The 22,197-nt window shown below is 73.3% G+C and carries 18 protein-coding genes; 6 read left to right on the top strand and 12 right to left on the bottom strand.

What is annotated here, in order from left to right; all coding sequences use genetic code 11:
- Nucleotides 1–42: 42 nt before the first annotated feature.
- On the bottom strand, nucleotides 43–627 hold the full coding sequence (locus ABT171_RS05905; protein ID WP_351240224.1) for a flavodoxin family protein: 585 nt from the start codon (nucleotides 625–627) through the stop codon (nucleotides 43–45).
- Between the two features lie 121 nt (nucleotides 628–748).
- On the opposite strand from ABT171_RS05905, the gene ABT171_RS05900 reads away from it, so the two are divergent.
- On the top strand, nucleotides 749–1,159 hold the full coding sequence (locus ABT171_RS05900) for a winged helix-turn-helix transcriptional regulator (RefSeq protein ID WP_351240222.1): 411 nt from the start codon (nucleotides 749–751) through the stop codon (nucleotides 1,157–1,159).
- Here the strand turns inward: ABT171_RS05900 and mutM are convergent.
- The 8 genes from mutM to recG form a co-directional block, all read right to left on the bottom strand.
- Entirely contained in the window at nucleotides 1,132–1,992 is an 861-nt protein-coding gene (gene mutM, locus ABT171_RS05895; RefSeq protein WP_351240220.1) for a bifunctional DNA-formamidopyrimidine glycosylase/DNA-(apurinic or apyrimidinic site) lyase, read from the bottom strand. The genes ABT171_RS05900 and mutM overlap by 28 nt on opposite strands.
- Nucleotides 1,993–2,074: 82 nt before the next feature.
- Nucleotides 2,075–2,932: a ribonuclease III gene (rnc, locus tag ABT171_RS05890; RefSeq protein WP_351240218.1), complete on the bottom strand. Its 858-nt coding sequence runs from the start codon at nucleotides 2,930–2,932 to the stop codon at nucleotides 2,075–2,077.
- Nucleotides 2,933–2,940: 8 nt separating this feature from the next.
- Nucleotides 2,941–3,114 carry a 50S ribosomal protein L32 gene (gene rpmF, locus ABT171_RS05885; RefSeq protein WP_003951102.1) on the bottom strand — a complete coding sequence of 58 codons (174 nt, stop codon included), beginning with the start codon at nucleotides 3,112–3,114 and terminating at the stop codon, nucleotides 2,941–2,943.
- A gap of 2 nt (nucleotides 3,115–3,116) precedes the next feature.
- On the bottom strand, nucleotides 3,117–3,761 hold the full coding sequence (locus ABT171_RS05880) for a YceD family protein (protein WP_351240216.1): 645 nt from the start codon (nucleotides 3,759–3,761) through the stop codon (nucleotides 3,117–3,119).
- A 128-nt stretch (nucleotides 3,762–3,889) separates the two neighbouring features.
- Nucleotides 3,890–4,972 (bottom strand): F0F1 ATP synthase subunit B, encoded by a 1,083-nt coding sequence (locus tag ABT171_RS05875; RefSeq protein WP_351240214.1) that lies wholly within the window; start codon nucleotides 4,970–4,972, stop codon nucleotides 3,890–3,892.
- 57 nt (nucleotides 4,973–5,029) lie between these two features.
- Entirely contained in the window at nucleotides 5,030–5,509 is a 480-nt protein-coding gene (coaD, locus tag ABT171_RS05870; RefSeq protein ID WP_067041222.1) for a pantetheine-phosphate adenylyltransferase, read from the bottom strand.
- Nucleotides 5,510–5,535: 26 nt separating this feature from the next.
- A complete protein-coding gene (rsmD, locus tag ABT171_RS05865) occupies nucleotides 5,536–6,123 on the bottom strand; it encodes a 16S rRNA (guanine(966)-N(2))-methyltransferase RsmD (protein ID WP_351240212.1) in 588 nt (195 codons plus the stop codon).
- Between the two features lie 41 nt (nucleotides 6,124–6,164).
- Nucleotides 6,165–8,384, bottom strand: coding sequence for an ATP-dependent DNA helicase RecG (recG, locus tag ABT171_RS05860; protein ID WP_351240210.1), 2,220 nt, complete (start codon nucleotides 8,382–8,384; stop codon nucleotides 6,165–6,167).
- Nucleotides 8,385–8,549: 165 nt separating this feature from the next.
- On the opposite strand from recG, the gene ABT171_RS05855 reads away from it, so the two are divergent.
- A complete protein-coding gene (locus ABT171_RS05855) occupies nucleotides 8,550–10,379 on the top strand; it encodes an HSP90 family protein (protein ID WP_351240208.1) in 1,830 nt (609 codons plus the stop codon).
- The gene (locus tag ABT171_RS05850) at nucleotides 10,376–13,756 is read left to right on the top strand and encodes a tetratricopeptide repeat protein (protein ID WP_351240206.1); all 3,381 of its coding nucleotides are present in this window, start codon (nucleotides 10,376–10,378) and stop codon (nucleotides 13,754–13,756) included. The genes ABT171_RS05855 and ABT171_RS05850 overlap by 4 nt, the downstream gene beginning before the upstream one ends.
- Nucleotides 13,757–13,763: 7 nt before the next feature.
- Here ABT171_RS05850 and ABT171_RS05845 read toward each other — a convergent pair whose 3' ends face one another.
- Nucleotides 13,764–15,554: a DAK2 domain-containing protein gene (locus tag ABT171_RS05845; protein ID WP_351240204.1), complete on the bottom strand. Its 1,791-nt coding sequence runs from the start codon at nucleotides 15,552–15,554 to the stop codon at nucleotides 13,764–13,766.
- A gap of 254 nt (nucleotides 15,555–15,808) precedes the next feature.
- On the opposite strand from ABT171_RS05845, the gene rpmB reads away from it, so the two are divergent.
- The 3 genes from rpmB (at nucleotide 15,809) to ABT171_RS05830 (ending at nucleotide 20,402) form a co-directional block, all read left to right on the top strand.
- Complete coding sequence (gene rpmB, locus ABT171_RS05840) at nucleotides 15,809–15,994, top strand: 50S ribosomal protein L28 (RefSeq protein WP_009190838.1); 186 nt, start codon at nucleotides 15,809–15,811, stop codon at nucleotides 15,992–15,994.
- 158 nt (nucleotides 15,995–16,152) lie between these two features.
- Complete coding sequence (locus tag ABT171_RS05835; protein ID WP_351240202.1) at nucleotides 16,153–19,161, top strand: ATP-binding protein; 3,009 nt, start codon at nucleotides 16,153–16,155, stop codon at nucleotides 19,159–19,161.
- Nucleotides 19,162–19,196: 35 nt separating this feature from the next.
- The gene (locus ABT171_RS05830; protein WP_351240200.1) at nucleotides 19,197–20,402 is read left to right on the top strand and encodes an FAD-dependent monooxygenase; all 1,206 of its coding nucleotides are present in this window, start codon (nucleotides 19,197–19,199) and stop codon (nucleotides 20,400–20,402) included.
- Here the strand turns inward: ABT171_RS05830 and thiD are convergent.
- A complete protein-coding gene (thiD, locus tag ABT171_RS05825; protein WP_351240198.1) occupies nucleotides 20,390–21,190 on the bottom strand; it encodes a bifunctional hydroxymethylpyrimidine kinase/phosphomethylpyrimidine kinase in 801 nt (266 codons plus the stop codon). The genes ABT171_RS05830 and thiD overlap by 13 nt on opposite strands.
- Nucleotides 21,187–22,152: a thiamine-phosphate kinase gene (locus ABT171_RS05820; protein WP_351240196.1), complete on the bottom strand. Its 966-nt coding sequence runs from the start codon at nucleotides 22,150–22,152 to the stop codon at nucleotides 21,187–21,189. The genes thiD and ABT171_RS05820 overlap by 4 nt, the downstream gene beginning before the upstream one ends.
- Nucleotides 22,153–22,197 lie beyond the last annotated feature (45 nt).

Here is a 22,197-nt window from a genome sequence, read left to right as displayed (position 1 = left end):
GGTCACATCCCGAGGATCAGCCGACGCCGGCCGCCACCGCGGTCAGGCAGCGATACGCCCCCGAGTGAACACCTTCGCCGTCTCCGTCACCCGGCGGCCCAGGTGCTCGGCCGTGGCCAGGTCCGCCTTGTGGACGGCCTCGGGGCCCTCGTCGTTGTTGCTCTGAGCGGCCGCGCCGGCGAAGAAGCCGAGGCGGTTGAGGTCGTTCTCGGAGGCGGTGCTGGCGTTCCAGCCGGGCAGCAGGCCGAGGTTGACCCAGTGCATGCCGTGCTGGGCGGCGAGCGTCTGGAAGAACTGCAGGGTGTGCCCCTTGTCGCCGCTCTTGGACGCCGAGTTGGTGAAGCCGGCGGCCAGCTTGTCCTTCCAGTCCTGGCCGAACCACCGCTTGGAGGTCGCCTCGGCGAAGACGTGGAAGGCACCGGAGGCGGTGCCCATGTAGGTGGGCGAGCCGAAGACGATCGCGTCGGAGCGGTCCAGCGTCTCCCACTGCTCGTCGGTGATCTCGTCGACCTTGATCAGGTGCACCTCGGCGCCCGCGTCGGCGGCGCCCGCGCGGACGGCCTCGGCGAGGACGGCGGTGTGGCCGAAGCCGGAGTGGTAGGCGATGGAAACGACAGGGGTGGTCACAGGGACTCCTCATCTAGGTGCGCCGGAGAAGGGCAGCTCAAGTGCAGTGACCCCAGGAAAGCACTAACTTTGAGTTAGTGCAACCTGGTGGTTAGCGCTGCACGCGCGTACTCTTGGCACCATGACCGCCACCACTCAGGACCACGACGACCAGGCGTACGACGACCTGGCCTACAACGTCTTCGCGAAGGCCTGCCCGTCCCGCGGCACGCTGGAGCACGTCACGGGCCGCTGGGGCGGGCTGACGCTCGGCGCGCTGTACGAGGGCTCGCTGCGCTTCAACGAACTGCGCCGCCGCGTGGACGGGGTGAGCGAGAAGATGCTGTCCCAGACCCTGCACGCGCTGGAGCGCGACGGCCTGGTGCACCGCGAGGCCCAGCCGACGAACCCGCCGCGCGTGGACTACGAACTGACCCCCCTGGGCCGCCGGGTCGCCGAGCGCCTGCTGGCGCTCATCCACTGTGTGGAGGACGCCATGGACGACGTCCTCGCGGCCCGCGCGCGTTACGACGAGACGCGCGGCGCCCTCTGACACCTCGGGCAGAAGTAGCTGGAGCGGTTCATCCACGGGCGGCGGCGGATCGGCGTACCGCACCGCTTGCAGGGCTCGCCCTCGCGGCCGTACGCGTCCAGGGACCGGTCGAAGTAGCCCGACTCGCCGTTGACGTTGACGTACAGGCTGTCGAAGCTGGTGCCGCCGACGGCGAGAGCCGCGTTCATCACGTCCCGGACATGGCCGAGGAGGGCCGTCGTGACGGGGCGGGTGAAGGCGGCGGTCGGGCGCTCGTAGTGGATGCGGGCGCGCCACAGCGCCTCGTCCGCGTAGATGTTGCCGACCCCGCTGATCAGCGACTGGTCCAGCAGAGCGCGTTTGATGGTGGTCCGCTTGCGGCGCAGCGCCTGGTGGAAGGCCTCGTCGTCGAACAGCTCGTCGAGGGGGTCGCGGGCGATGTGCGCGATGACGTCGGGCAGGCCGTCCGGGGTGTTGTCGTGCAGTGACAGCCCGCCGAAGGTGCGCTGGTCGACGAAGCGGAGTTCCGTGCCGAGGGAGTCGGCGAACCGGATCCGGATGCGCAGGTGCTTCTCGTCCGGGCTCTCGTGCGGCTGCACCAGCAGCTGGCCGCTCATGCCGAGGTGCGCGAGGACGGACTGGTTGGTCTCCTCCAGCGGCAGCCACAGGTACTTGCCGCGGCGGCGGGGGGTGCCGATGTGGTGGCCCTTGAGGCGGTGCGCGAAGTCGTCGGCGCCCGCGATGTGCCGGCGTACGGCACGCGGGTGCAGCACCTCGACCTCGGCGACGGTGCGATGGGCGACCCAGCGGGCGAGGCCGCGCCGGACGACCTCGACCTCGGGCAACTCGGGCATGGGACCCCCGTACGAAGCGGTGGACGAGCTGAGCGCCCGCCCCGCCGTGAAGGGCGGGGCGGGCGCTCGGTACTGCTGTGGGTCAGGCGGGGGCGGACGACGACGCGTCGTCCTTGACGGCTTCCTTGGCCGCCTCGTCGGCCCGCTGGGCCTCCTTGGCCGCCTTGGCGCGCTCGTCCGCGGCGGCCTTGATGGCCCGCCAGGCGGACTCGGCGGCCTGCTGCTCCGCCTCCTTCTTGCTGCGGCCGGTGCCGGTGCCGTACGAGACGCCTCCGACGCGGGCGGCAGCAGTGAAGGTCTTCTCGTGGTCGGGGCCGGTCTCCGTGACCAGGTACTCGGGCACGCCGAGCCCTTCGATCGCGGTCAGCTCCTGGAGACTGGTCTTCCAGTCCAGGCCGGCACCGAGGTTCGAGGACTTCTCGATCAGCGGGTCGAAGAGCCGGTGCACCAGCTCGGACGCCGCGTCGAGGCCCTGATCGAGATAGACCGCACCGATCACCGCTTCCAGGGTGTCGGCGAGGATGGACGCCTTGTCCCGGCCGCCCGTGCCCTCTTCACCACGGCCGAGCCGGATGAAGGAACCCAGGTCGAGGCCACGGCCGACCTCCGCCAGCGCACGCGAGTTGACCACCGCGGCCCGCAGCTTGGCCAGCTGGCCTTCCGGCAGGTCCGGGTGGGTGCGGTACAGCGTGTCCGTGACGACGAGACCGAGGACGGAGTCACCGAGGAACTCCAGCCGCTCGTTCGTCGGCAGACCGCCGTTCTCGTACGCGTAGGAACGGTGGGTCAGCGCGCGCACCAGAAGGGCGGACTCGACCTGGTAGCCGAGCCGCCCTTCCAGAAGCGTGTGGGACGAGGCCTGGTTGTCCGCCTTCTTCTTGGCGGGTGCGTCCGCCTTGGCGTCTTCCGCCTTCTTGGGACTGGACACAGTGCCTCTCACCAGCCCGCTCAGACTTCGAGGACCTGGCGCTTGTTGTAGGTGCCGCAAGACGGGCACGCGATGTGCTGCTGCTTGGGCTCGTGGCAGCGCTCGCACGCAACCAGGGTGGGGACCGCAGCCTTCCACTGCGACCGGCGGTGGCGCGTGTTGCTGCGCGACATCTTCCGCTTCGGAACAGCCACGGCTACTTCTCCTGCTTCTCGTCGACGCCCGCTTCGGCGCCGCTCATCTCGTCCTTCTCGCCGTCTTCGAGTGAACCGGCGAGTCCCTGCAAAGCCGCCCAACGGATGTCGACGGCGTCGTGGTGGTGGTCCGGGTCGTCCGCGAGCCGCGCTCCGCACTCGGAGCACAGACCCGGGCAGTCTTCCTGGCACACCGGCTGCATCGGCAGTGCGAGCACCACCGAGTCACGCAGCAGAGGTTCGAGGTCGAAGAGTCCGTCCTCGAGGAAGAACCTGTCCTCGTCGTCCTCGGCGTCGTCGCCCGGTTCCGCGATCACACGGCCCCGGTCGTCGGCGTCAGGGTACGTGAACAGTTCCTGGAAGTCCGCTTCGAGCTCCAGCCCGACCGGCTCCAGACACCTTACGCACTCCCCCTCGGCCTGTGCACGGGCGGTGCCTGTGACGAGCACCCCTTCCATGACCGACTCAAGGCGGAGTTCGAGCTCCACCGGGGCGCCTTCCGGCACTCCGATGACCCCCTGGATGCCGAGATCGGCGGGAGCGTCGATCGTGCGGGTCAGGCGCTGCAGCGCGCCAGGACGCCGACCCAGCTCGTGCGTGTCGAACACGAGGGGGTTGCGGTGGTCGAGGCGGGCGTTGGAAGCCATTCCTGCTTTCGATCTTCGAACTCGGAGGGCCGCCGCCCGTCGGTGTTCGGGGCAGCGGAGATCGCGGACGTACACGCGACCGAAGAGCCAGGATACTGGAGCTTTCGCTCAGGGCCCAATCCGGGCCGTCACTGCAGACCGCGCCCCTGCTCGTACGCCCGCAGCTGCTCCGCGCTGATCATGCCGGTGTCGAAGAGGCTGGTCTCGTCCAGAGCGTAGTTCTGCTGCTGTTGGTGCTGCTGGGGCTGATGTGTCTGCTGGGCCTGCTGCGGGTCGTAGGCGGCCTGCTGGGGGTCGTAGGAGCCCTGGAAGGCGTAGGGGTCGGCCTGCTGGTAGCCGTACGGGTCCTGCTGGCCGTAGGCGGTCTGCTGCGGGAAGCCGCCGTAGGGGTCGGGCTGCTGCTGGTCATAGGCGTACGACGGCTGGGGCTCGTACGACGGCTGCTGCGGCGGCTGGGCCGGCCGGTCCGGGCGCTCGGCGGGGGTGTCCTGCTCCGCGAGGGCGGCGAGGTCGGCGAGGTAGTCGGCGTCGCTGGAGTGCTGGAAGGTCGAGGTGTCGTCGGCGAGGGCGCCGAGGTCGTCCGTGGCGATCCGGCCGTGCAGCTTCTGCCGGCCGCGGCCGACGGCCTCCAGGGTCTTGGCGAGGACCGCCTCGAAGGCGCCCAGCTTGGCGTCGACGTACTGGTCGGCGTTGTGGCGCAGGGTCTCCGGGTCGTGGCTGCGCTCGGGGGCGTCCTCGTCCTCGTAGCCGTTCTCGTCCAGGCCGGGGCCGGTGCCGAGCAGCTTCTCGCGGCCACGGCCGACCGAGCCGAGGGTCTTGGTGAGGACGACCTCGAAGTTGGCGAGCTTGGAGTCGACGTAGTCGTCGGCCTCGGCGCGGATCTCCTCGGCCTCCTTGCGGGCCTCGGCGAGGATCCGGTCGGCCTCGGCCTGGGAGCGGCGGGCGATCTCGGTGTCGGAGATCAGCGAGCCGCGCTCGGCGTGCGCGTTCTCGATGATCCGCTCGGCCTCCATGCGGGCCTGCTCGACCATCTGCTCACGGCCGCCGATCAGCTCCTGCGCCTGCGCGAGGGAGCCGGGCAGCGCCTGGCGCACCTCTTCGAGCAGCGCGAGCAGCTCGGCGCGGTTGACCACGCACGATGCCGACATGGGCATGGACCGGGCGCCGCTGACCGTGGAGACGATCTCGTCGAGCTTCTTCTGCACGTCCACCTGTGCTCGCCACTCTCTACAGCCGGGATGGAGACGGACGGGACGACTGTAGCCCCATCAGTCCTTGCGCAGCCGCTTGTTCAGGGCCTCCAGAACCGGCGCGGGCACCAGGTGGGAGACGTCGCCGCCCCAGGCGGCGACCTCCTTGACCAGGGAGGAGGAGAGGAAGCTGTACGTGGGGTTGGTGGGCACGAACAGCGTTTCGACGCCGGTGAGGCCGATGTTCATCTGGGCCATCTGCAGTTCGTAGTCGAAGTCGCTGACGGCGCGCAGGCCCTTCACGATGGCGGGGATGTCGCGCTGCTTGCAGAAGTCGACGAGCAGGCCGTGGAAGGCCTCGACCCGGACGTTCGCGTACTCGGCGGTGACCTCGCGGATCAGCTCGATCCGCTCCTCGATCTCGAACAGGCCCTTCTTGGACTTGTTGATCATCACCGCCACATACACCTCGTCGTACAGACGGGAGGCGCGGGCAATGATGTCGAGATGTCCGTTGGTGATCGGGTCGAACGACCCGGGACAGACGGCGCGGCGCACTTGAGATCCCTCGCTCTCCGGTCCGGTCATCGTGCGTCTTCGCACGTAGAGGCGGCGCGACCGTACCAAAACGTTCCCTCGCCGTAGCGACGGGACCGGATCGCCTCGAAGCCGTCCGGCCAGTGGAATTCGCCGCCTCTGGTGCTGCGCTCCACGGTGACGAGCGCTTGCTCAGCGAGCCAGCCTTCCGAGTGGAGTGTGAGCAGAATCTCGCGAAGATCGTCGTCTGTGACGGCGTACGGGGGGTCGAGGAAGACGAGGTCGTAGGGCTCGGCGGGGGGTGCGGTTCTGATCACTTGTTCCGCTTTGCCCGCTCGGACTTCGGCGCCGGGAAGGCCCAGGTTCCTCACGTTCTCGCGGACGGTTCTGGCTGCGCGGGCGTCGGCCTCGACGAGGAGGGTGTGGCCGGCGCCCCGGGAGAGGGCTTCGAGGCCCACGGCGCCCGAGCCGGCGTAGAGGTCGAGGACCCGTTCGCCGTCGAGCGGACCGCCCAGGAGGGACTGCCAGGTGGAGAAGAGACCTTCGCGGGCACGGTCCGATGTCGGCCGGGTTCCGGTGCCAGGCGGTACGGAGAGGCGCCGTCCGCCGGCCCGGCCGGCGATCACGCGGGTCATGTGGGGTCCTTCTTCGTGGGCGGCTTTACGTTCATTGTGTCTCAGCCCTTTTCCAGGTACTGCTCCCTCTCGTCGTCCAGGAGGGCGTCCAGGGCCGTACGCAGGCCCGGGAGCTGCCGCAGCTCCGGATCCGCCGCCACCACCGCCGTCGCCTCCTCTCTCGCCTCCGCGATGACCTCCTCGTCCTCGATGACCGCCAGGACGCGCAGGCTGGTGCGGGCGCCGGACTGGGCCTGGCCGAGGACGTCGCCCTCCCGGCGTTGTTCGAGGTCGATGCGGGAGAGTTCGAAGCCGTCGAGGGTGGAGGCGACGGCGTTCAGGCGCTGGCGGGCGGCGCTGGCCTCGGGCATCTCGGTGACCAGGAGACAGAGACCGGGGGCCGAGCCCCGGCCTACGCGGCCGCGCAGCTGGTGGAGCTGGGAGACGCCGAAGCGGTCGGCGTCCATGATCACCATGGCGGTGGCGTTGGGGACGTTGACGCCGACCTCGATGACCGTGGTGGCGACCAGGACGTCCGTCTCGCCCGCGGCGAAGCGGCGCATCACGGCGTCCTTGTCGTCCGGGTGCATACGGCCGTGGAGGACCTCGACCCGGAGGCCCTGGAGGGGGCCGCGGCCCAGCTGGTCGGCCACGTCGAGGACTGCGAGCGGGGGGCGCTTCTCCGCCTCGTCCTCCGCGGACTGCTTTCTGCCCGCCTTCTTCGGGTCGTCCTCCTCGTCACCGATGCGGGGGCAGACGACGTACGCCTGGTGGCCGTTCGCCACCTCCTCGCGCACCCGCTCCCAGGCGCGGGCCAGGAAGTGGGGTTTGTCGGCGGCGGGGACGACGTGGCTGGCGATCGGGGAGCGGCCGGCCGGGAGCTGGTCCAGGACCGAGGTCTCCAGGTCGCCGAAGACCGTCATCGCGACCGTGCGCGGGATGGGGGTCGCCGTCATGACGAGGAGGTGCGGGGGCTGCTTGCCCTTGCCGCGCAGGGCGTCGCGCTGCTCGACGCCGAAGCGGTGCTGTTCGTCGACCACGACCAGGCCGAGGTCGTGGAACTGGACCTTGTCCTCGATCAGGGCGTGGGTGCCGATGACGATCCCCGCCTCGCCTGTGACGAGGTCCAGCAGGGCCTGGCGGCGGGCGGCCGCGCCCATGGAGCCGGTGAGCAGCACGACCTTGGTGGCGTGCTCGGTGCCGCCCAGCATGCCTCCCTCGGCCAGCTCGCCCATCATCTCGGTGATCGAGCGGTGGTGCTGCTGGGCGAGGACCTCGGTGGGCGCGAGCATGGCGGCCTGGCCGCCCGCGTCGACCACGGCGAGCATGGCGCGCAGGGCCACCATCGTCTTTCCCGAACCCACTTCCCCCTGGAGCAGGCGGTGCATCGGGTGTTCCGTGGCGAGGTCGTCGAAGATCTCCTTGGAGACCTTCTGCTGGCCCTCGGTGAGGGTGAAGGGGAGGCGGTCGTCGAAGGCCGTGAGCAGGCCGTCCGGCCGGGGGGTGCGGGGGACGGCGGGGAGCTGGGCGTCCGCGTGGCGGCGGCGGGCCAGGGCGACCTGGAGGACGAAGGCCTCGTCCCACTTCAGCCGGGCGCGGGCGTCGGCGACGTCGGCCTTGGTGTGCGGGCGGTGGATCTTGAGGAGGGCCTCGGGGAGGGGAACGAGGCCGCGGCCCTCGCGGAGGGAGGGCGGCAGGGGGTCCAGGGCCTCCTGGGCGGTGGGCAGCACCGTCTGGACCGCCTTGCCGATCTTCCAGGACTCCAGTTTGGCCGTGGCCGGGTAGATGGGGATCAGGGCGCCGGCCCAGCTCTCCACCGTTTCGTCACTGTCGCCGCGCAGCAACTCGTAGGCGGGATGGGCGAGTTGCAGACGGCGGTTGAAGACCGAGACCTTTCCGGCGAACATCGCACGCGTGCCGGGCAGCAGCTCCTTGTGGGGCTTGTGGACGCCGTTGCCGAAGAAGACCAGCTGGAGCCGGCCGCTGCCGTCGGTGATCGTGACCTCCAGGCGCTGGCCCTTGCCGCGCGGTGCCTTGGCGGAGGCGAAGGTGTGCAGGCGGGCGTCGGCCACCTGGGCGACCACCGTGACGTGCTCGTCCATGGGCAGCTCGGCGAGCTGGGTGAGCTGGCCGCGCTCCTCGTATCTGCGCGGGTAGTGGTGGAGGAGGTCGCCGACGGTGTGCAGGCCGAGGTGCTCGGCCATCACCTTCGCGGTGGCGGGGCCGAGCACCGACTTCAGTGGCTGCTTCAGTGGTTCTTCCAGTCCGTGCACGCGATCCATTGCACACCACCGCACTGACAATGCCGTATATGTCTTGGGAAACCCCTGGTCAGGTGGGCTGTTCGGGCTCTAGCATGGCGCGCTCCGGCCATCCTTCGCGGTCACCGCCCCACCTGGGACCGCCCGACCCCACGCCGATGCCCTCCCCCCTCCGGCGCTGCGACGATGGACTCTCAGAGCTCACACACATCCCAGAGTTCCCTCCCACCTCATACGTTCCAGGTCGACCTCCGCGGTCTGGTGGATCTGCTCTCCCGTCACCTCTACTCCAGCCCCAAGGTCTATCTGCGCGAGCTGCTGCAGAACGCCGTCGACGCCATCACGGCACGGCGGGGCGAGGAGCCCGGCGCGCCGGCCCGGGTGCGGCTGTACGCCGAGGGCGGCGGCCTGCGCGTGGCGGACAGCGGGATCGGGCTCACCGAGGCGGACGTGCACGATCTGCTGGCCACCATCGGGCGCAGCTCCAAGCGGGCCGAGGGGCTGCAGGAGGCCCGCTCGGACTTCCTCGGCCAGTTCGGCATCGGCCTGCTCGCCTGCTTCGTGGTCGCCGAACGGATCCGGGTGGTCAGCCGCAGCGCACGCACGCCCGGCGCGCCGCCGGTGGAGTGGACGGCGCGCGACGACGGGTCGTACACCGTGCGGACGCTGCCCGGCACGGCGCGGCCCGAACCGGGCACGACGGTGTACCTGACCGCGCGGGCCGGGGCGGCCGAGTGGCTGGCGCCCGAGCGGGTCCTCGCCCTCGCGCGGGACTTCGGTTCGCTGCTGCCGTACGACGTGCGGGTGGGCGAGGAGCCGGTGACCGGTCTGCCCGCGCCCTGGGACCGGCCGTATCCGGGTCCCGCCGCGCGCCGGGTCGCGCTGGCCCGGCACTGCCGGGAGCTGTTCGGGTTCACGCCCCTGGACTCGATCGACCTGGATGTGCCGCTGGCGGGGCTGCGCGGGGTGGCGTATGTGCTGCCGTCGGCGGTGAGCCCCGCCCAGCGGGCGAGTCACCGGGTGCACCTGAAGGGCATGCTGCTGACCGAGCGGGCCGAACAGGTGCTGCCGGACTGGGCGTTCTTCGTGCGCTGCGTGCTGGACACCGACAGCCTCCGGCCGACGGCCTCGCGCGAGGCGCTGTACGAGGACGAGACGCTGGCCGCCGTGCGGGAGGCGCTCGGCGAGCGGATCCGCTCGTGGCTCACGGGGCTCGCCGCCGGTGATCCGGAGCGGCTGGCGGCGTTCCTCGCCGTGCACCACCTGGGTGTGAAGTCCCTCGCCCGGCACGACCGCGGCATGCTGCGCACGATGCTGCCCTGGCTGCCGTTCGAGACGACGGACGGGCAGCTGTCCCTGGAGGAGTTCGCGCAGCGGCATCCGGTGGTGCACTTCACGCGGACCGTCGAGGAGTTCCGGCAGGTCGCGCCGATCGCCTCCGCGCAGGGCGTCGGCGTGGTCAACGGCGGCTACACGTACGACAGCGAGCTGGTCGAGGCGCTGCCGTCGGTGCGGCCGGGGACGGTGGTCGCCGAGCTGGACGCGGACACCGTGACCGCACATCTGGACGCGGTCGACCCGGGCGAGGAGCTGGCGCTGTCGGGCTTCCTGGCGGCGGCGCGGGCGAAGCTGGACCCACTGGGCTGTGACGTCGTCCTCCGGGCCTTCCACCCGCTGTCGGTGCCCGCGCTGCACCTGGACGACCGGGCGGCCCGGCACGAGCAGGCGCGGGCCGAGGCCGAGGAGCGGGCCGACGACCTGTGGGCGGGCATCCTCGGCTCGCTGCGCGGCAGCGCGCCACGCGCACGTCTCGTACTCAACCACCTCAACCCGCTCGTGCGCCGGATCAGTTCGCTCGGGGACCCGGAACTGATCGGTACGGCGGCCGAGTCGCTGTACGGGCAGGCACTGCTGATGGCACAGCGCCCGCTGCGGCCCGCCGACTCGGCGCTGCTCAACCGGGCGTTCATCGGTCTGCTGGAGTGGGCGACGCACGGGGAGCGTGACGGGCGATGAGCGGGATCACGGACTTCGACGCGCTGCGCCGGGCGATGGCGGAGAACTCCGAGGAGCCGGAGGGCCCGGCCCGCAACGCGCGCGCGGAGCAGCTGCTCGCCGAGGCCGAGCGGCTGGACATCCCGCTCGCCGTGATCGAGGCGCTCGGACACCAGCTGAAGGTCTACAACTACAGCTCCGAGAAGGACAAGATGTTCGTCCCCTTCGCGCGGCTGCTGCGCATGTGGGACGAACGTTCCGGGGACTTCGACGCGTACGAGACGCACTCGCTGCACTGGGTCTTCAAGTGGATGTCGGCCGGCATGCTGGACCAGCCGCACATCCCGCTCGCCTCGGTCGAGAAGTGGCTCGGCGAGATGGCCCACCGCTACCGGCTCGCGGGGCACTCCGAACGTGCCGTGCGCAGCGCCGAGTTCAGCGTGGCCGCGCACATCGGGGACCTGGCGCGCGCGGAGCGGGCGTACGCGGCGTGGCTCGCCGCGGACCGCGACGAGATGGCCGACTGTCCCGCGTGCGAGCTGCGCGGACAGGGCGCCTGGCAGGTCGAGCGGGGCCGCGACGCGGAGGCGCTCGACCTCTGGCGGCCGGTGCTGGAGGGTGAGTTCGCGTGCGCGCACGAACCGCACACCGTGCTGGCCTCCTCGCTGGCCCCGCTGCTGCGCCTGGGCCGTGCGGACGAGGCCCGCGCCCATCACCTCCGGGGCTTTCGCCTCGTACGCCCGATGGAGTCGATGCGCGGCGCGTACGCCGACCATGTGGAGTTCTGCGCGCTGACCGGCAACGAGGCGCGCGGTCTGGAGCTGCTCGCCGAGCGGCCGGCGTACTTCACGGACACCGGGCATCCGCGCAGCCGGCTGGAGTTCCTGGCCGTGGTGGCGCTGCTGATGGACCGGCTGGCCGAGCTGGGGCTCGCCGGACAGCGGGTGCCGGGGCCGGCCGGGCGGACGTGGACCGCGGGGGAACTCGCCGCACACGCGCGCGTGGAGGCGCTGGAGCTGGCCGAGCGGTTCGACCGGCGCAACGGCACGTCGTACGTCGGCGACCGGACACGCGCGCGTATGGCCGGGCGGCCGCTGGTGGACCGCCTGCCGCTGGGCGTGCGCACGGTACGCCCGGCGCCGGCGCCGGTGGCCGCACCGGCGGCACCCGAGGTCCCCGAGGCGCCCGGCCTGGGGGCTCTGCTCGCCGAGGCCCGACGGCTGTCGGACACGCTGCAGCCGCATGCCCTTGAGGCCTGGGCGGCGGTCGCGCGAGCCGCGGGCGACGCGGGCGACGCGGAGCTGGGACCCCGCGAACGCGCCCAGATCGCCGACCACGAGGCGATGGCCCGTGGCCCCGAGGGCATCGAGCTGTTCGAACGGGCGGCCGTGCTGTACGCGGAGGCGGGCGACCCCGGCGAGGCCCTGGCGGCACGCGCGCGTGGCGCCTACGTCCGCGCCCTGACGGGCGAGGTGGACGCGGCACTGCACACGGTCAACGCCCTGTACGACGAGGCACTCGCCCTCTACGCCACGGATGCCACCGGCCTGCGCCAGACGGCATCGGTGCTGATGAGCCGGGCCCGGATCCTGATGCGACGCCTGCAGGAGGGGCCGGTGTCCGAGCCCCCCACGGGCGCCGGGCCGGCACCGGATGGCTCCACGGCGGAGAGCTCAGCGACCGGAGGGGCCGCTTCGGGCGGGGCGGGGCGGGACAGAGGCTCGGTGGCGCAGGCCGCTTCGGGCGGGGCGGGCCCGGACAGAGGCTCGGCGGTGCAGGGCGCTTCGGGCGGGGCGGTGCCAGAAGCGTCGGCCTCGGGCGGGGCGGGGCCGGACAGGGGCTCGGTGGCGGAGGCCGCTTCGGGCGGGGCGGTGCCTGGGGCGCCTGCGGCCGAGACGCCCCGGCCGGACGGGGCGGTGCCAGAAGCGTCCGCCTCGGGCGGGGCGGGGGCAGACAGAGGCTCGGCGGCGGAGGCCGCTTCGGGCGGGGCGGGGCCGGAATGCTCCGTCTCGGGTGAGCCGGAGCGGGACAACCGCTCCGCGACGGACCACGTTTCCGGCGGGGTCGGTGCGGGAGGCGTGGGTGTTCACGGGGATGCCGGGGCGGGCGTCGAGCAGGCTGTGCGGGAGGTGCTCGCGCTGGTCGGGGGGCGGAGCGGGGGCGATGTGCGGCTCGCCGCCCGGGGCGCGGAGGCGCGGGCCATGCTCGCCGAGCTGGCCGCGCACGCCGGGGACGCCGAGCGGTCCGCGGAGCTGTTCCGGCGGGCCGCCGCCGACTACGTGGCCGCCGGGCTCCCGTGGTTCGCGGTCGAGTACGAGGTGCAGGCCGCCGCACTGGCCCACCGGTCCGGTGACCTCGCCGGGGCCGAGCGGGCGCTGCGGTCCGCCCTGGAGCACGGCGGGCCGTACGTGGAGCCGGCCGGCCGGGCCCAGCTGCATCTGCAGCTCGCCGAGGTGATCGGCGTGCGGGGCGAGACCGCCGAAGCCGCCGAGCACGCGCTGGAGGCCGCGCACTGGGCCGACGAGGCGGGCGAGAGCGGCACGCTGGGCGCCTGGGCCCGGCAGCAGCTGGGCGGGCTCCTGCTCCGCCAGGGCCGTTGGGCGGAGGCCGCCGAGGTGCTGGAGTCGGCGCTGGCCGACCTGTCCGCCGAGACACACGGCGACGGCGCCGTCGTACAGGCGCAGTGGTGGCTCGGTGACTGCCTGAGCGAGCTGGGCGACCACCGCGCGGCAGCCGAACGCCGGCTGCTGGCGGCCGAGACCGCCCGGCACTGGCCCGAGCAGCAGGACCACGCCACGCTCGCCCATCTCGCCGCCGAGTCCCTGAGCGACGCCGGTCTGCCGGCGGAGGCGGACCGGGCCTACGCGCGCGCGGGTGACCTGTGGCGCGCGCTGGGCCACGCGCCCTTCCTCGTCCGCTCGCTGCGCGCCCGCGGCTGGCTGGCGCTGGACGGGGAGGGCGGAGCGGAACGCGCCCGCGAGCTGATGGCGGAGGCGGTGCGGGAGGGCGAGCGGGCGCTGGAGGCCGCCGCCGACCCGGTGTCCCGGGAGCAGCTCACGGAGGAACTGGCCGACACCCACCGCCAGTTCGGCGATCTGCTGGTCCGCTCGGTGCCCGAGGAGGCGGCGGACGGCGCCGTCCGGGCGGTGTTCAAGGCGGCGCTGGTCCAGCTGGAGCGGGCGGCCTCGCTGTTCGGCACGCTGGGCGCGGACGGGCTGCACAGCCGTACCGGCGCCGAACTCGCCGCGGGCCGGCTGGAGGCAGACCTCGGCCGTCCCGCGGAGGCGGCGGCACGCGCGCGTGCCGTACTCGCGGCCTACGAGGATGCCGACGACGAGGACGGGACCGTCCGCGCGCGGCGGGCGGAGGCCGCCCGGATGGCCGGCCCGGAGTCGTGAGGGCGGGTCACTCCACGCCGATGAGGAGCAGGGCGCCCTGGCGTCCGCCCCGGTACACCACCGTGTCCACGGCGAGGTAGGACTCCCGTACGCGCGCGTCGAGGTGTTCGGCGATGGTCTCGGGGGCGTCGTCGCCGACGACGAGGGTGACCAGCTCGCCGCCGGCCTGGAGCATGCGGTCCAGGACGGTCGCGGCGGTGGCGGTGACGTCCGGGCCGATCACCGCCACATCGCCGTCGATCAGTCCGAGCACGTCCCCGGCCTGGCAGATCCCGGCCGTCGTCCAGGACCGGTGTTCGGCGACGACGACCTCGGCGTACCGGGTGGCGCCCGCCGCCGCGGTCATCTGGACGACGTCCTCGTCGAACCGGCGCTGCGGCTCGTGCACGGCGAGCGCGGCGATGCCCTGGACCGCCGAGCGGGTCGGGATCAGGGCCACGCGGATGCCCTCGGTACGGGCCTGCTCGGCGGCTGCCGCGGCCGTCTGGCGCAGCTCGGCGTCGTTGGGCAGCAGCACGACCTCGCGCGCGTGGGCACGCCGTACCGCCTGCACCAGCTCCCCGCCGGCCGGCGGCTCCCCCGGGCGCGCGAGGACGGTGGTCGCGCCCGCCTCGGCGTAGAGGCCGGCCAGGCCCTCGCCCGGTACGACGGCGACGACGGCCCGCTGGACCCGCTCGCGCGGGTGCCGCTCGCCGCCGGTGTGCGCGTCCCCGAGACCGAAGTGGGTGATCCGGATCCGGTACGGCCGCCCGGCCTCCACGCCCGCCTCCACCGCGGCGCCCGCGTCGTCGACGTGCACATGGATGTTCCACAGCCCGTCGCCGCCGACCACCACCAGGGAGTCGCCGAGCGCGTCGAGGCGTTGCCGGAGCCGGGCCACGGCCGTGTCGTCGGCCTCCAGGAGATAGATCACCTCGTAGGCGGGTCCGGCGGTCTCGGAGCCGTCCGCGCACGGCCCGGCACACGGCCCGGCGGACGGCCCGTCCGGCGGTCCCGCATCGGAGACGGCCACGCACGCGTGCGCCTCGCGGGCGCTGCCGTCCGCGGTCCCGGCGCCGTCCGGGGCCTCGCCGGCGCGCGGGATCCCCGGGGTCTCCCCCGCCGCGGGGGCCTGCGCCACCGTCGGCGCCTCCCGCACCGCCTCCCCCGTGAACGCCTCCACCAGCGCCCCCAGCACCGCCACCAGCCCGCGTCCGCCCGCGTCGACCACTCCGGCCCGGCCCAGCACCGGGAGCTGGCCCGGCGTGGCCGCCAGGGCGGTCAGCGCACCGTCGTAGGCCGCGCGCGCGACCGCACCGCAGTCACCCTCGGCCCCCTCGGCGGCTTCGGCGGCGGCCGAGGCGACCGTCAGGACCGTGCCCTCGACGGGGTGCGCCACCGCCTGCCGGGCGGAGTCGGCGGCCCGCCGCAGGGCCAGCCGCAGTCCCGCGCCGCCGACGCGGTGCGTCTCGCCCCCGGGGGTGTCCGCGAGCACCTGGGCCATGCCCCGCAGCAGCTGCGCCAGGATCGTCCCGGAGTTGCCGCGGGCCCCGACGAGCGCCCCGTGCGCCATCGCGTGCACGGCGTCGGCCAGGGAGGGTTCCCCGGTGCCCGTCCCGTACCCGGCGAACACCGCCTCCACGGCCGTGGCCGCCGACTCCAGGGTGAGATAGAGATTCGTCCCGGTGTCGCCGTCGGCCACCGGATAGACGTTGATCGCGTCGATCTCCTCACGGGCCCGCCCCAGTGCCCGGAGCGCCAGACCGCACCAGGTGCGCACCGCGAGAGCATCGAAGAATGTCTGCGGCACCTGCGCCACCTGCGCCTCCCTGAGCTGGACGTGGGACGCAGCGTAGACCCCGGGACCGTGTGCACCGGAAGAGGGCCGGGAGCGGGGGCCTGAGCTGCCATGGTAGTTTCGTTGTACGGACGCAGTCGTTGTATGCTGCTCCGGTTGCCCGATCCTGATCGGGCCGTTCCCCTGGCAACGCCACTCAGATCTCAGGTCGTACGATCTCGATCCCGGCATGCCGGGATTAACCGTAAGTGCATCTGAAGTCTTTGGAGTGACCCGTGGCTGCCAACTGCGACGTCTGCGGCAAGGGGCCGGGCTTCGGCAACAACATCTCGTTTTCGCACCGCCGTACGTCCCGTCGCTGGAACCCGAACATCCAGCGTGTGCGTACCGTGGTCGGCGGGACGCCGAAGCGCGTGAACGCTTGCACCTCGTGCATCAAGGCCGGCAAGGTCTCGCGCTGACGCTACAGCTGAGCGCGCGGCCACTGCCTGGTTCGCTGCACTGAGCCGGTCCACCTGAGGGTGGGCCGGCTTTTTGCCGTACCCGGGCTCTTTACCGCCGCATCCAGGCTCCTTGCCGCCGTACCCAGGGCCACGCCCCGCCTGCCAGAATCCGGGGAATGCGCTTCGGCATCCTGGGCCCGCTGGACATCCGCACCGACGACGGCACCCCGATCGACCCCGGCGGCCCCCGCCCCCGTGCCCTGCTCACGCTGCTGCTCCTGGACGCCGGCCGCGCGGTCGCCACGGAACGGCTCACCGACGGTCTGTACGGTGCCGCACCGCCCGCCGGAGCCGCCGGCGCCCTGCAGTCGCAGATCTCCCGGCTGCGCAGGCGCCTCGGCCCGCACGCGGAGGTCGAGGCCACGCCCGGCGGTTACCGGATCACCGCCCCCGCCGACTCCGTCGACGCCCACCGCTTCGAGCGGCTGGCCCGGGAGGGACGCGAAGCCCTCGCCGCGGGCGACCCGCGGACCGCCGCAACCCTGCTGCGCGAGGCGCTCGCCCTGTGGCGGGGCCCCGCGCTGCCCGATCTGCCGGACGCCCACGCCGAGTCCGCCCGGCTGGAGGAGCTGCGGCTGGCCGCCGTACAGGACCGGGTCGAGGCCGACCTCGGCTCGGGCGGCGGCCCCGAGCTGGTGCCCGAGCTGCGCTCGCTGCTCGCCGCGCAGCCGCTGAGCGAGCGGCTCTACGGCCAGCTGATGCGGGCCCTGCACGCCGGCGGCCGGTCCGCCGAGGCGCTGCGCGTGTACGAGGAGGCCCGGCGCACGCTCGCCGACGAACTGGGCGCGGATCCCTCGCCCGAGCTGGCGGCCCTGCATCTGGAGCTGCTCCGGGGTGCGGAGCCGGTCCGCGCGCGGTCCCGGCTCCCGGCCCAGCTGACCCGCTTCGTCGGCCGGGACGCCGAGCTGTCCCGCATCCCCGCGCTGCTCGCCGAGGCGCGCCTGGTCACGCTCACCGGTCCCGGCGGGGCGGGCAAGACCCGGCTCGCGATCGAGGCCGCCCGCGCCCGCGCGGACGCGTACCTCGTCGAGCTGGCCCCGCTCACCGACGGCACCCGGATCCCGTACGCGATTCTCGCCGCCCTCGGGGTCCGGGAGGGCCTGCGCAGCGCCACGACGGACACCGCCGGGCGGCTGCTGGCCGCGCTGGAGGACCGGGAGCTGCTGCTCGTGCTGGACAACTGCGAGCACCTGGTGGAGGACGCGGCCCGGGTCGCCGGGCTGCTGCTCGGCTGCTGCCCCGGGGTGCGGATCCTCGCCACCAGCCGGGAGGCCCTCGGTATCACCGGCGAGGTGCTGGTCCCGGTGCCCGCGCTGCCGCCGGAGCCGGCCGAGCAGCTGTTCCTCGACCGGGCCCGGGCGGTGCGCCCCGGATTCGACGGCCACGCGCGCGTGGCGGACATCTGCCGGGCCCTGGACGGGCTGCCGCTGGCCATCGAGCTGGCGGCGGCCCGGCTGCGCACGCTGGAGCCGCGGGAACTCGCGGACCGGCTGGACGACCGTTTCCGGCTGTTGTTCCGCGGCGACCGCACCAAGGCGCCCCGCCACCGCACGCTGCGGGCCGTGGTGGAGTGGAGCTGGGAGCTGCTGGACGAGGAGGAACGGGAGCTGGCCGGGCGGCTGACCGTGTTCTCCGGGGGCGCCACGGTGGACGCGGTGGAGGCCGTGTGCGGGGTGCCGTATCCGGAGGACCTGTTGGTGTCGCTGGCGGAGAAGTCGTTCCTGGAGGTGTCCGAGGGGCGGTACCGGATGCTGGAGACCCTCCGCGCCTTCGCCGCCGAGCACGTGTCCTGCGGCCCCGCTCTGCGGGACGCGCACGCCGCCTACTACCTGCGGCTGGCCGAGCGTGCCGAGCCGCTTCTGCGCACCGGCGGGCAACTGCCCTGGCTGGCCCGGCTGGCCGCCGAGCACGCCAACCTGGACGCGGCCCTGCGCCACCTGATCCGCGGCGACGCGACGGACGCGCTGCGCCTGATGGCCGCGCTGTCCTGGTTCTGGCGGCTGCGCGGGCTGCACGGCGAACAGGTGCCGTCTGCCCGCGCCCTGCTGGCGGCCGTCGGCGACGAACCGCCCGAGGGGCTGACCGAGGAGTACGCCCTGTGCATGATGAACACGATCACCGGGCGCGGCGACGACCCCGCCGAACCCGGCCGCATCGCGCGCGTGGCCGAGCTCATGCGCACGCTGGACGGCCCGCTGCGGCTGCCGTTCACGATGGTGCTCTGGGCCCTGACCGGGGGCCCGTTGTTCTCCGACGACGAGAAGCTGCGCGCCGTCCGGGTCGAAGACGACCCGTGGGCTCGCGCGCTGCTGGATCTGGGGCTCGCCTACCAGGCGCAGTTCGCGGGGCGTCCGGCCGACTCGGAGGCCGCCTTCACGCGTGCCCTGGAGGGCTTCCGGGCGACCGGTGACCGCTGGGGGATGGCCAACTGCCTGGATCCGCTGGGTACCTTCGCCGGCTGGCGCGGCGACCACGAGCGTGCCCTGACGCTGTTCGACGAGGGACTGGCGCACGTCCAGGAGCTTCAGGCGCCGGAGGAGACCGCGGACCTGCTGCGCACCCGGGCGACCGTGCTGCTGCACCGCGGTGACGTCGAGGACGCGGTCGCGCACTTCGAGCGATCGGCCGCCCTCGCCCGCTCCACCGGCGCGCTCGACAAGGTGGCCGCCGCCCGGCGGGGCCTCGGCGACGCCGCCCGCCTGTCGGGAGACGCCGCACGCGCGCGCGTGCACTACGAAGAGGCCCTGCGGACGTGTGCCGCCAACTGGTTCAGCGCGGGCGAGAGCGTGCGGATCCTCATCGGCCTGGGGCGTGCGGCGGCCGCCGACGGGCGGGGCGAGGAGGCGCGCGACTGGTTCGAGCAGGCCGCCGCTCTGGCCGCCGACGGCCCGGGCGTCCTGGAACTCGCCGAGGTGGCCGAGGCCCTGGCGTCCGCCGCCGAGAGCCCCGAGCGGGCCGCCGTCCTGCTCGGCGCGGGCGCCGGTCTGCGGGGTGCCGTGCCGCAGGGCGACCCGGATGTCGCGGACACCGTACGGGACGTGCGGGCGCAGCTGTCGCCGGAGGTCTACGACCGGGCCTTCGAGCGGGGCCGGCGGCTGCGGTCAGCGGCGGTCAGCGAACGGTAGGCGGACGGTCAGCGCGCCCGCCGAGCCTGACGGACATGACGCACACACCGAACCGCCTCGGCCACCTCCACGTCCTCGTCTCCGGCGCGAGCGTCGCCGGACCCGCGCTCGCCCTGAACCTGGCCCGGTACGGCGCCCGGGTCACCGTCGTCGAGCGGGCGCCCGCCCTGCGCGGCGGCGGCTTCGCCGTCGACTTCCGCGGCCATGTGCACCGCAGGGTGCTCACCCGCATGGGCATCTGGGAGGAGATCCACGCCCGCCAGACGCACATGGGCCCGCAGCGCGTCGTCGACGCCGACGGCACCCCGCGCGTGGACCTGCCGGCCGAGATGATGAGCGGCGACGTGGAGATCTTCCGCGGCGAGCTGGCACGGATCATGTACGAGCGCACCGCGGACCGGGTCGAGTACGTCTTCGGGGACTCGATCGCGGCGCTCACCGAGACCCCGGACGGCGTCGAGGTGGCCTTCGAGCGCGGCGCCTCCCGCCGCTTCGACCTGGTCGTCGGCGCCGACGGGCTGCACTCGAACACCCGCCGTCTGGTCTTCGGCGACGAGAGCCGCTACCTGCGGTTCTTCGACCACTACGTGGCCGGTTTCCCGGTCCCGAACCAGCTGGGTCTGGACCGCAGCGGCCTCCTGTACAGCGAGCCCGGACGCTGCGTCGCCCTCAGCAACTACGACGGCGACCCGGACCGGGCCGGCGCGCTGCTGGTGTTCCGGTCGGAGCCGCTGGCCTACGACCGCCGGGACACGGCCGCGCAGAAGCGGATCCTCGCCGAGCGGTTCGCGGGCATGGGCTGGGAGGCCCCCCACGTGCTGAAGGCGCTGGAGGAGGCCGACGAGCTCTACTTCGACGCCATCGCCCAGATTCACGTCGACCGGCTGGCCAAGGGGCGGGTGGTGCTGCTCGGAGACGCCGGGTACGGCGCCACCATGGGCGGGATGGGCACGGGTGTGGCGGTCGTCGGCGCGTATGTGCTGGCCGGTGAACTCGCCCTCGCGGGCGGTGACCACCGTACGGCGTTCGCCGAGTACGAGAGCCGGATCACAGGATTCGCCAAGGGCTGCCAGAAGATCTCCGGCAACGCGGGCCCGTTCTTCGCGCCGCCCACCGAGCGGCGCATCCGCAGCCGCGACCGGATGTACCGGCTGCTCAGTTCACGTCTGATGGGCGGCTTCTTCAAGCGGCTCACCGAGAAGGCCGCCACGGACATCCGGCTGCGGGACTACCCGGCGTGAGTCCGGCGCAGGGCCCATCCGTGGTCCACCGGCCCGATCCCCGCGCCCAGCGTGAAGCCGGCCGCGATCGCCCCGGTGACGTACTCCTTGGCCCGCGTGACGGCCTCCGGCACGCTCAGGCCCTTCGCCAGCCCCGAGGCGATCGCGGAGGCGAGCGTGCAGCCCGTGCCGTGCGTGTGCCGGTTGCCGTGGCGGGGTGCGCGCAGCCGGTGCTCCTCGGAGCCGTCCGTCAGGAGATCGACCGCGTCCCCGGGCAGGTGCCCGCCCTTGACCAGCACCCACCGCGGCCCGTACGCCAGCACGGCGGCCGCCGCCCGCCGCAGGTCGTCCTCGGACTCGACGCGCACCCCGGTGAGTTGGGTCACCTCGTCGAGGTTCGGGGTGGCCACGGTCGCCACCGGCAGCAGCCTGGTGCGGACCGAGTCCAGGGCGGTGGCGGCCAGCAGCGGGTCGCCGTGCTTGGAGACGCCCACCGGGTCCACCACGGCCGGGGCGTCCGTGGCGGAGATCAACTCGGCGACCGTCTCGACCAGTTCCGCCGAGGCCAGCATGCCGGTCTTCACGGCCTGCACCCCGATGTCGTCCACGACACTGCGGTACTGCGCCCGGACGGCCTCCACGGGCAGCTCCCACACGCCCTGCACGCCCAGGGAGTTCTGCGCGGTGACGGCCGTGACCACGCTCATCCCGTGCACGCCGAGCGCGAGCATCGTCTTCAGGTCGGCCTGGATGCCGGCGCCGCCGCCGGAGTCGGAGCCCGCCACCGTCAGGACCCTGGGCAGGCTCATGACTCGATGTCCCCGAAGTGGTCCCAGCCGCCCTTGCTGGTCCAGGGCGCCCCGTCGACGGTCACCTGGGGCAGCGCGGAGGGGTTGAGGACCTCGCCGATGACCTTCCAGCGGGCCGGGAGCTTCACGTCCGGCGGGAAGGTCGCCACGATCGCGTGGTCCTCTCCCCCGGTCAGCACCCACTGCATCGGGTCGACGCCGACGGCCTGGCCGATGTCGTTCATCTGCGTCGGGATGTCGATCGCGCCGGAGCGGATGTCGATGCGGACCTTGCTGGCCTCGGCGATGTGCCCGAGGTCGGCGATCAGCCCGTCGCTCACGTCGCACATCGCGGTCGCGCCCAGCGCCGCGGCGGCCGGGCCCGCGTGGTACGGCGGCTCGGGGCGCCGGTGGGCCTCCACGAAGGCGCGCGGGGAGCGGAAGCCGCGGGAGAGGACCGCGTAGCCGGCCGCGGACCAGCCCAGCCAGCCCGTGACCGCCACCAGGTCGCCGGGCTGGGCGCCGGCCCGGGTGACGGGCTCCTGGTTGCGCAGATCACCGAGCGCGGTGATCGACACCATGATCGTGTCGCCGCGTACGACGTCCCCGCCGACCACGGAGGCGCCCGCGACCTGGCACTCGTCGCGCAGGCCGTCCATCAGCTCGCTGGGCCAGGTCACCGGGAGTTCGGCCGGTACGACCAGGCCGAGCAGCAGGGCGGTCGGTACGGCGCCCATCGCGGCGATGTCGGCGAGGTTCTGTGCCGCCGCCTTGCGTCCGACGTCGTAGGCCGTGGACCAGTCGCGGCGGAAGTGCCGTCCCTCCAGCAGGATGTCGGTGCTCGCCACCACCCGCCGGTCGGGTGCGGCGACCACCGCGGCGTCGTCGCCGGGGCCGATCCGGACCGCCGGGGTGGTGGTGAGACGGGAGGTGAGCTCCCTGATGAGCCCGAACTCCCCGAGCTCACCAACAGTGCCCTTCATCGCCTTGCTCCCCTTCTCTGCCATGCCGTGCCCACTCGCGCGTCA

It is taken from the genome of Streptomyces sp. NPDC001851, assembly GCF_040297165.1.
Classification (GTDB): Bacteria; Actinomycetota; Actinomycetes; order Streptomycetales; family Streptomycetaceae; genus Streptomyces.
Note: the sequence above shows the minus strand (reverse complement) of the source record. Positions and strands in the feature narration are given on the sequence as shown.

Coding starts and splice junctions, on each gene's coding strand:
- ABT171_RS05830 (WP_351240200.1), top strand. CDS start 19,197: ATGACGCACACACCGAACCGCCTCGGCCACCTCCACGTCCTCGTCTCC.
- thiD (WP_351240198.1), bottom strand. CDS start 21,190: ATGAGCCTGCCCAGGGTCCTGACGGTGGCGGGCTCCGACTCCGGCGGC.
- recG (WP_351240210.1), bottom strand. CDS start 8,384: ATGGATCGCGTGCACGGACTGGAAGAACCACTGAAGCAGCCACTGAAG.
- rsmD (WP_351240212.1), bottom strand. CDS start 6,123: ATGACCCGCGTGATCGCCGGCCGGGCCGGCGGACGGCGCCTCTCCGTA.
- ABT171_RS05835 (WP_351240202.1), top strand. CDS start 16,153: ATGCGCTTCGGCATCCTGGGCCCGCTGGACATCCGCACCGACGACGGC.
- ABT171_RS05880 (WP_351240216.1), bottom strand. CDS start 3,761: ATGGCTTCCAACGCCCGCCTCGACCACCGCAACCCCCTCGTGTTCGAC.
- mutM (WP_351240220.1), bottom strand. CDS start 1,992: ATGCCCGAGTTGCCCGAGGTCGAGGTCGTCCGGCGCGGCCTCGCCCGC.
- ABT171_RS05850 (WP_351240206.1), top strand. CDS start 10,376: ATGAGCGGGATCACGGACTTCGACGCGCTGCGCCGGGCGATGGCGGAG.
- ABT171_RS05820 (WP_351240196.1), bottom strand. CDS start 22,152: ATGAAGGGCACTGTTGGTGAGCTCGGGGAGTTCGGGCTCATCAGGGAG.
- ABT171_RS05855 (WP_351240208.1), top strand. CDS start 8,550: ATGGACTCTCAGAGCTCACACACATCCCAGAGTTCCCTCCCACCTCAT.
- ABT171_RS05900 (WP_351240222.1), top strand. CDS start 749: ATGACCGCCACCACTCAGGACCACGACGACCAGGCGTACGACGACCTG.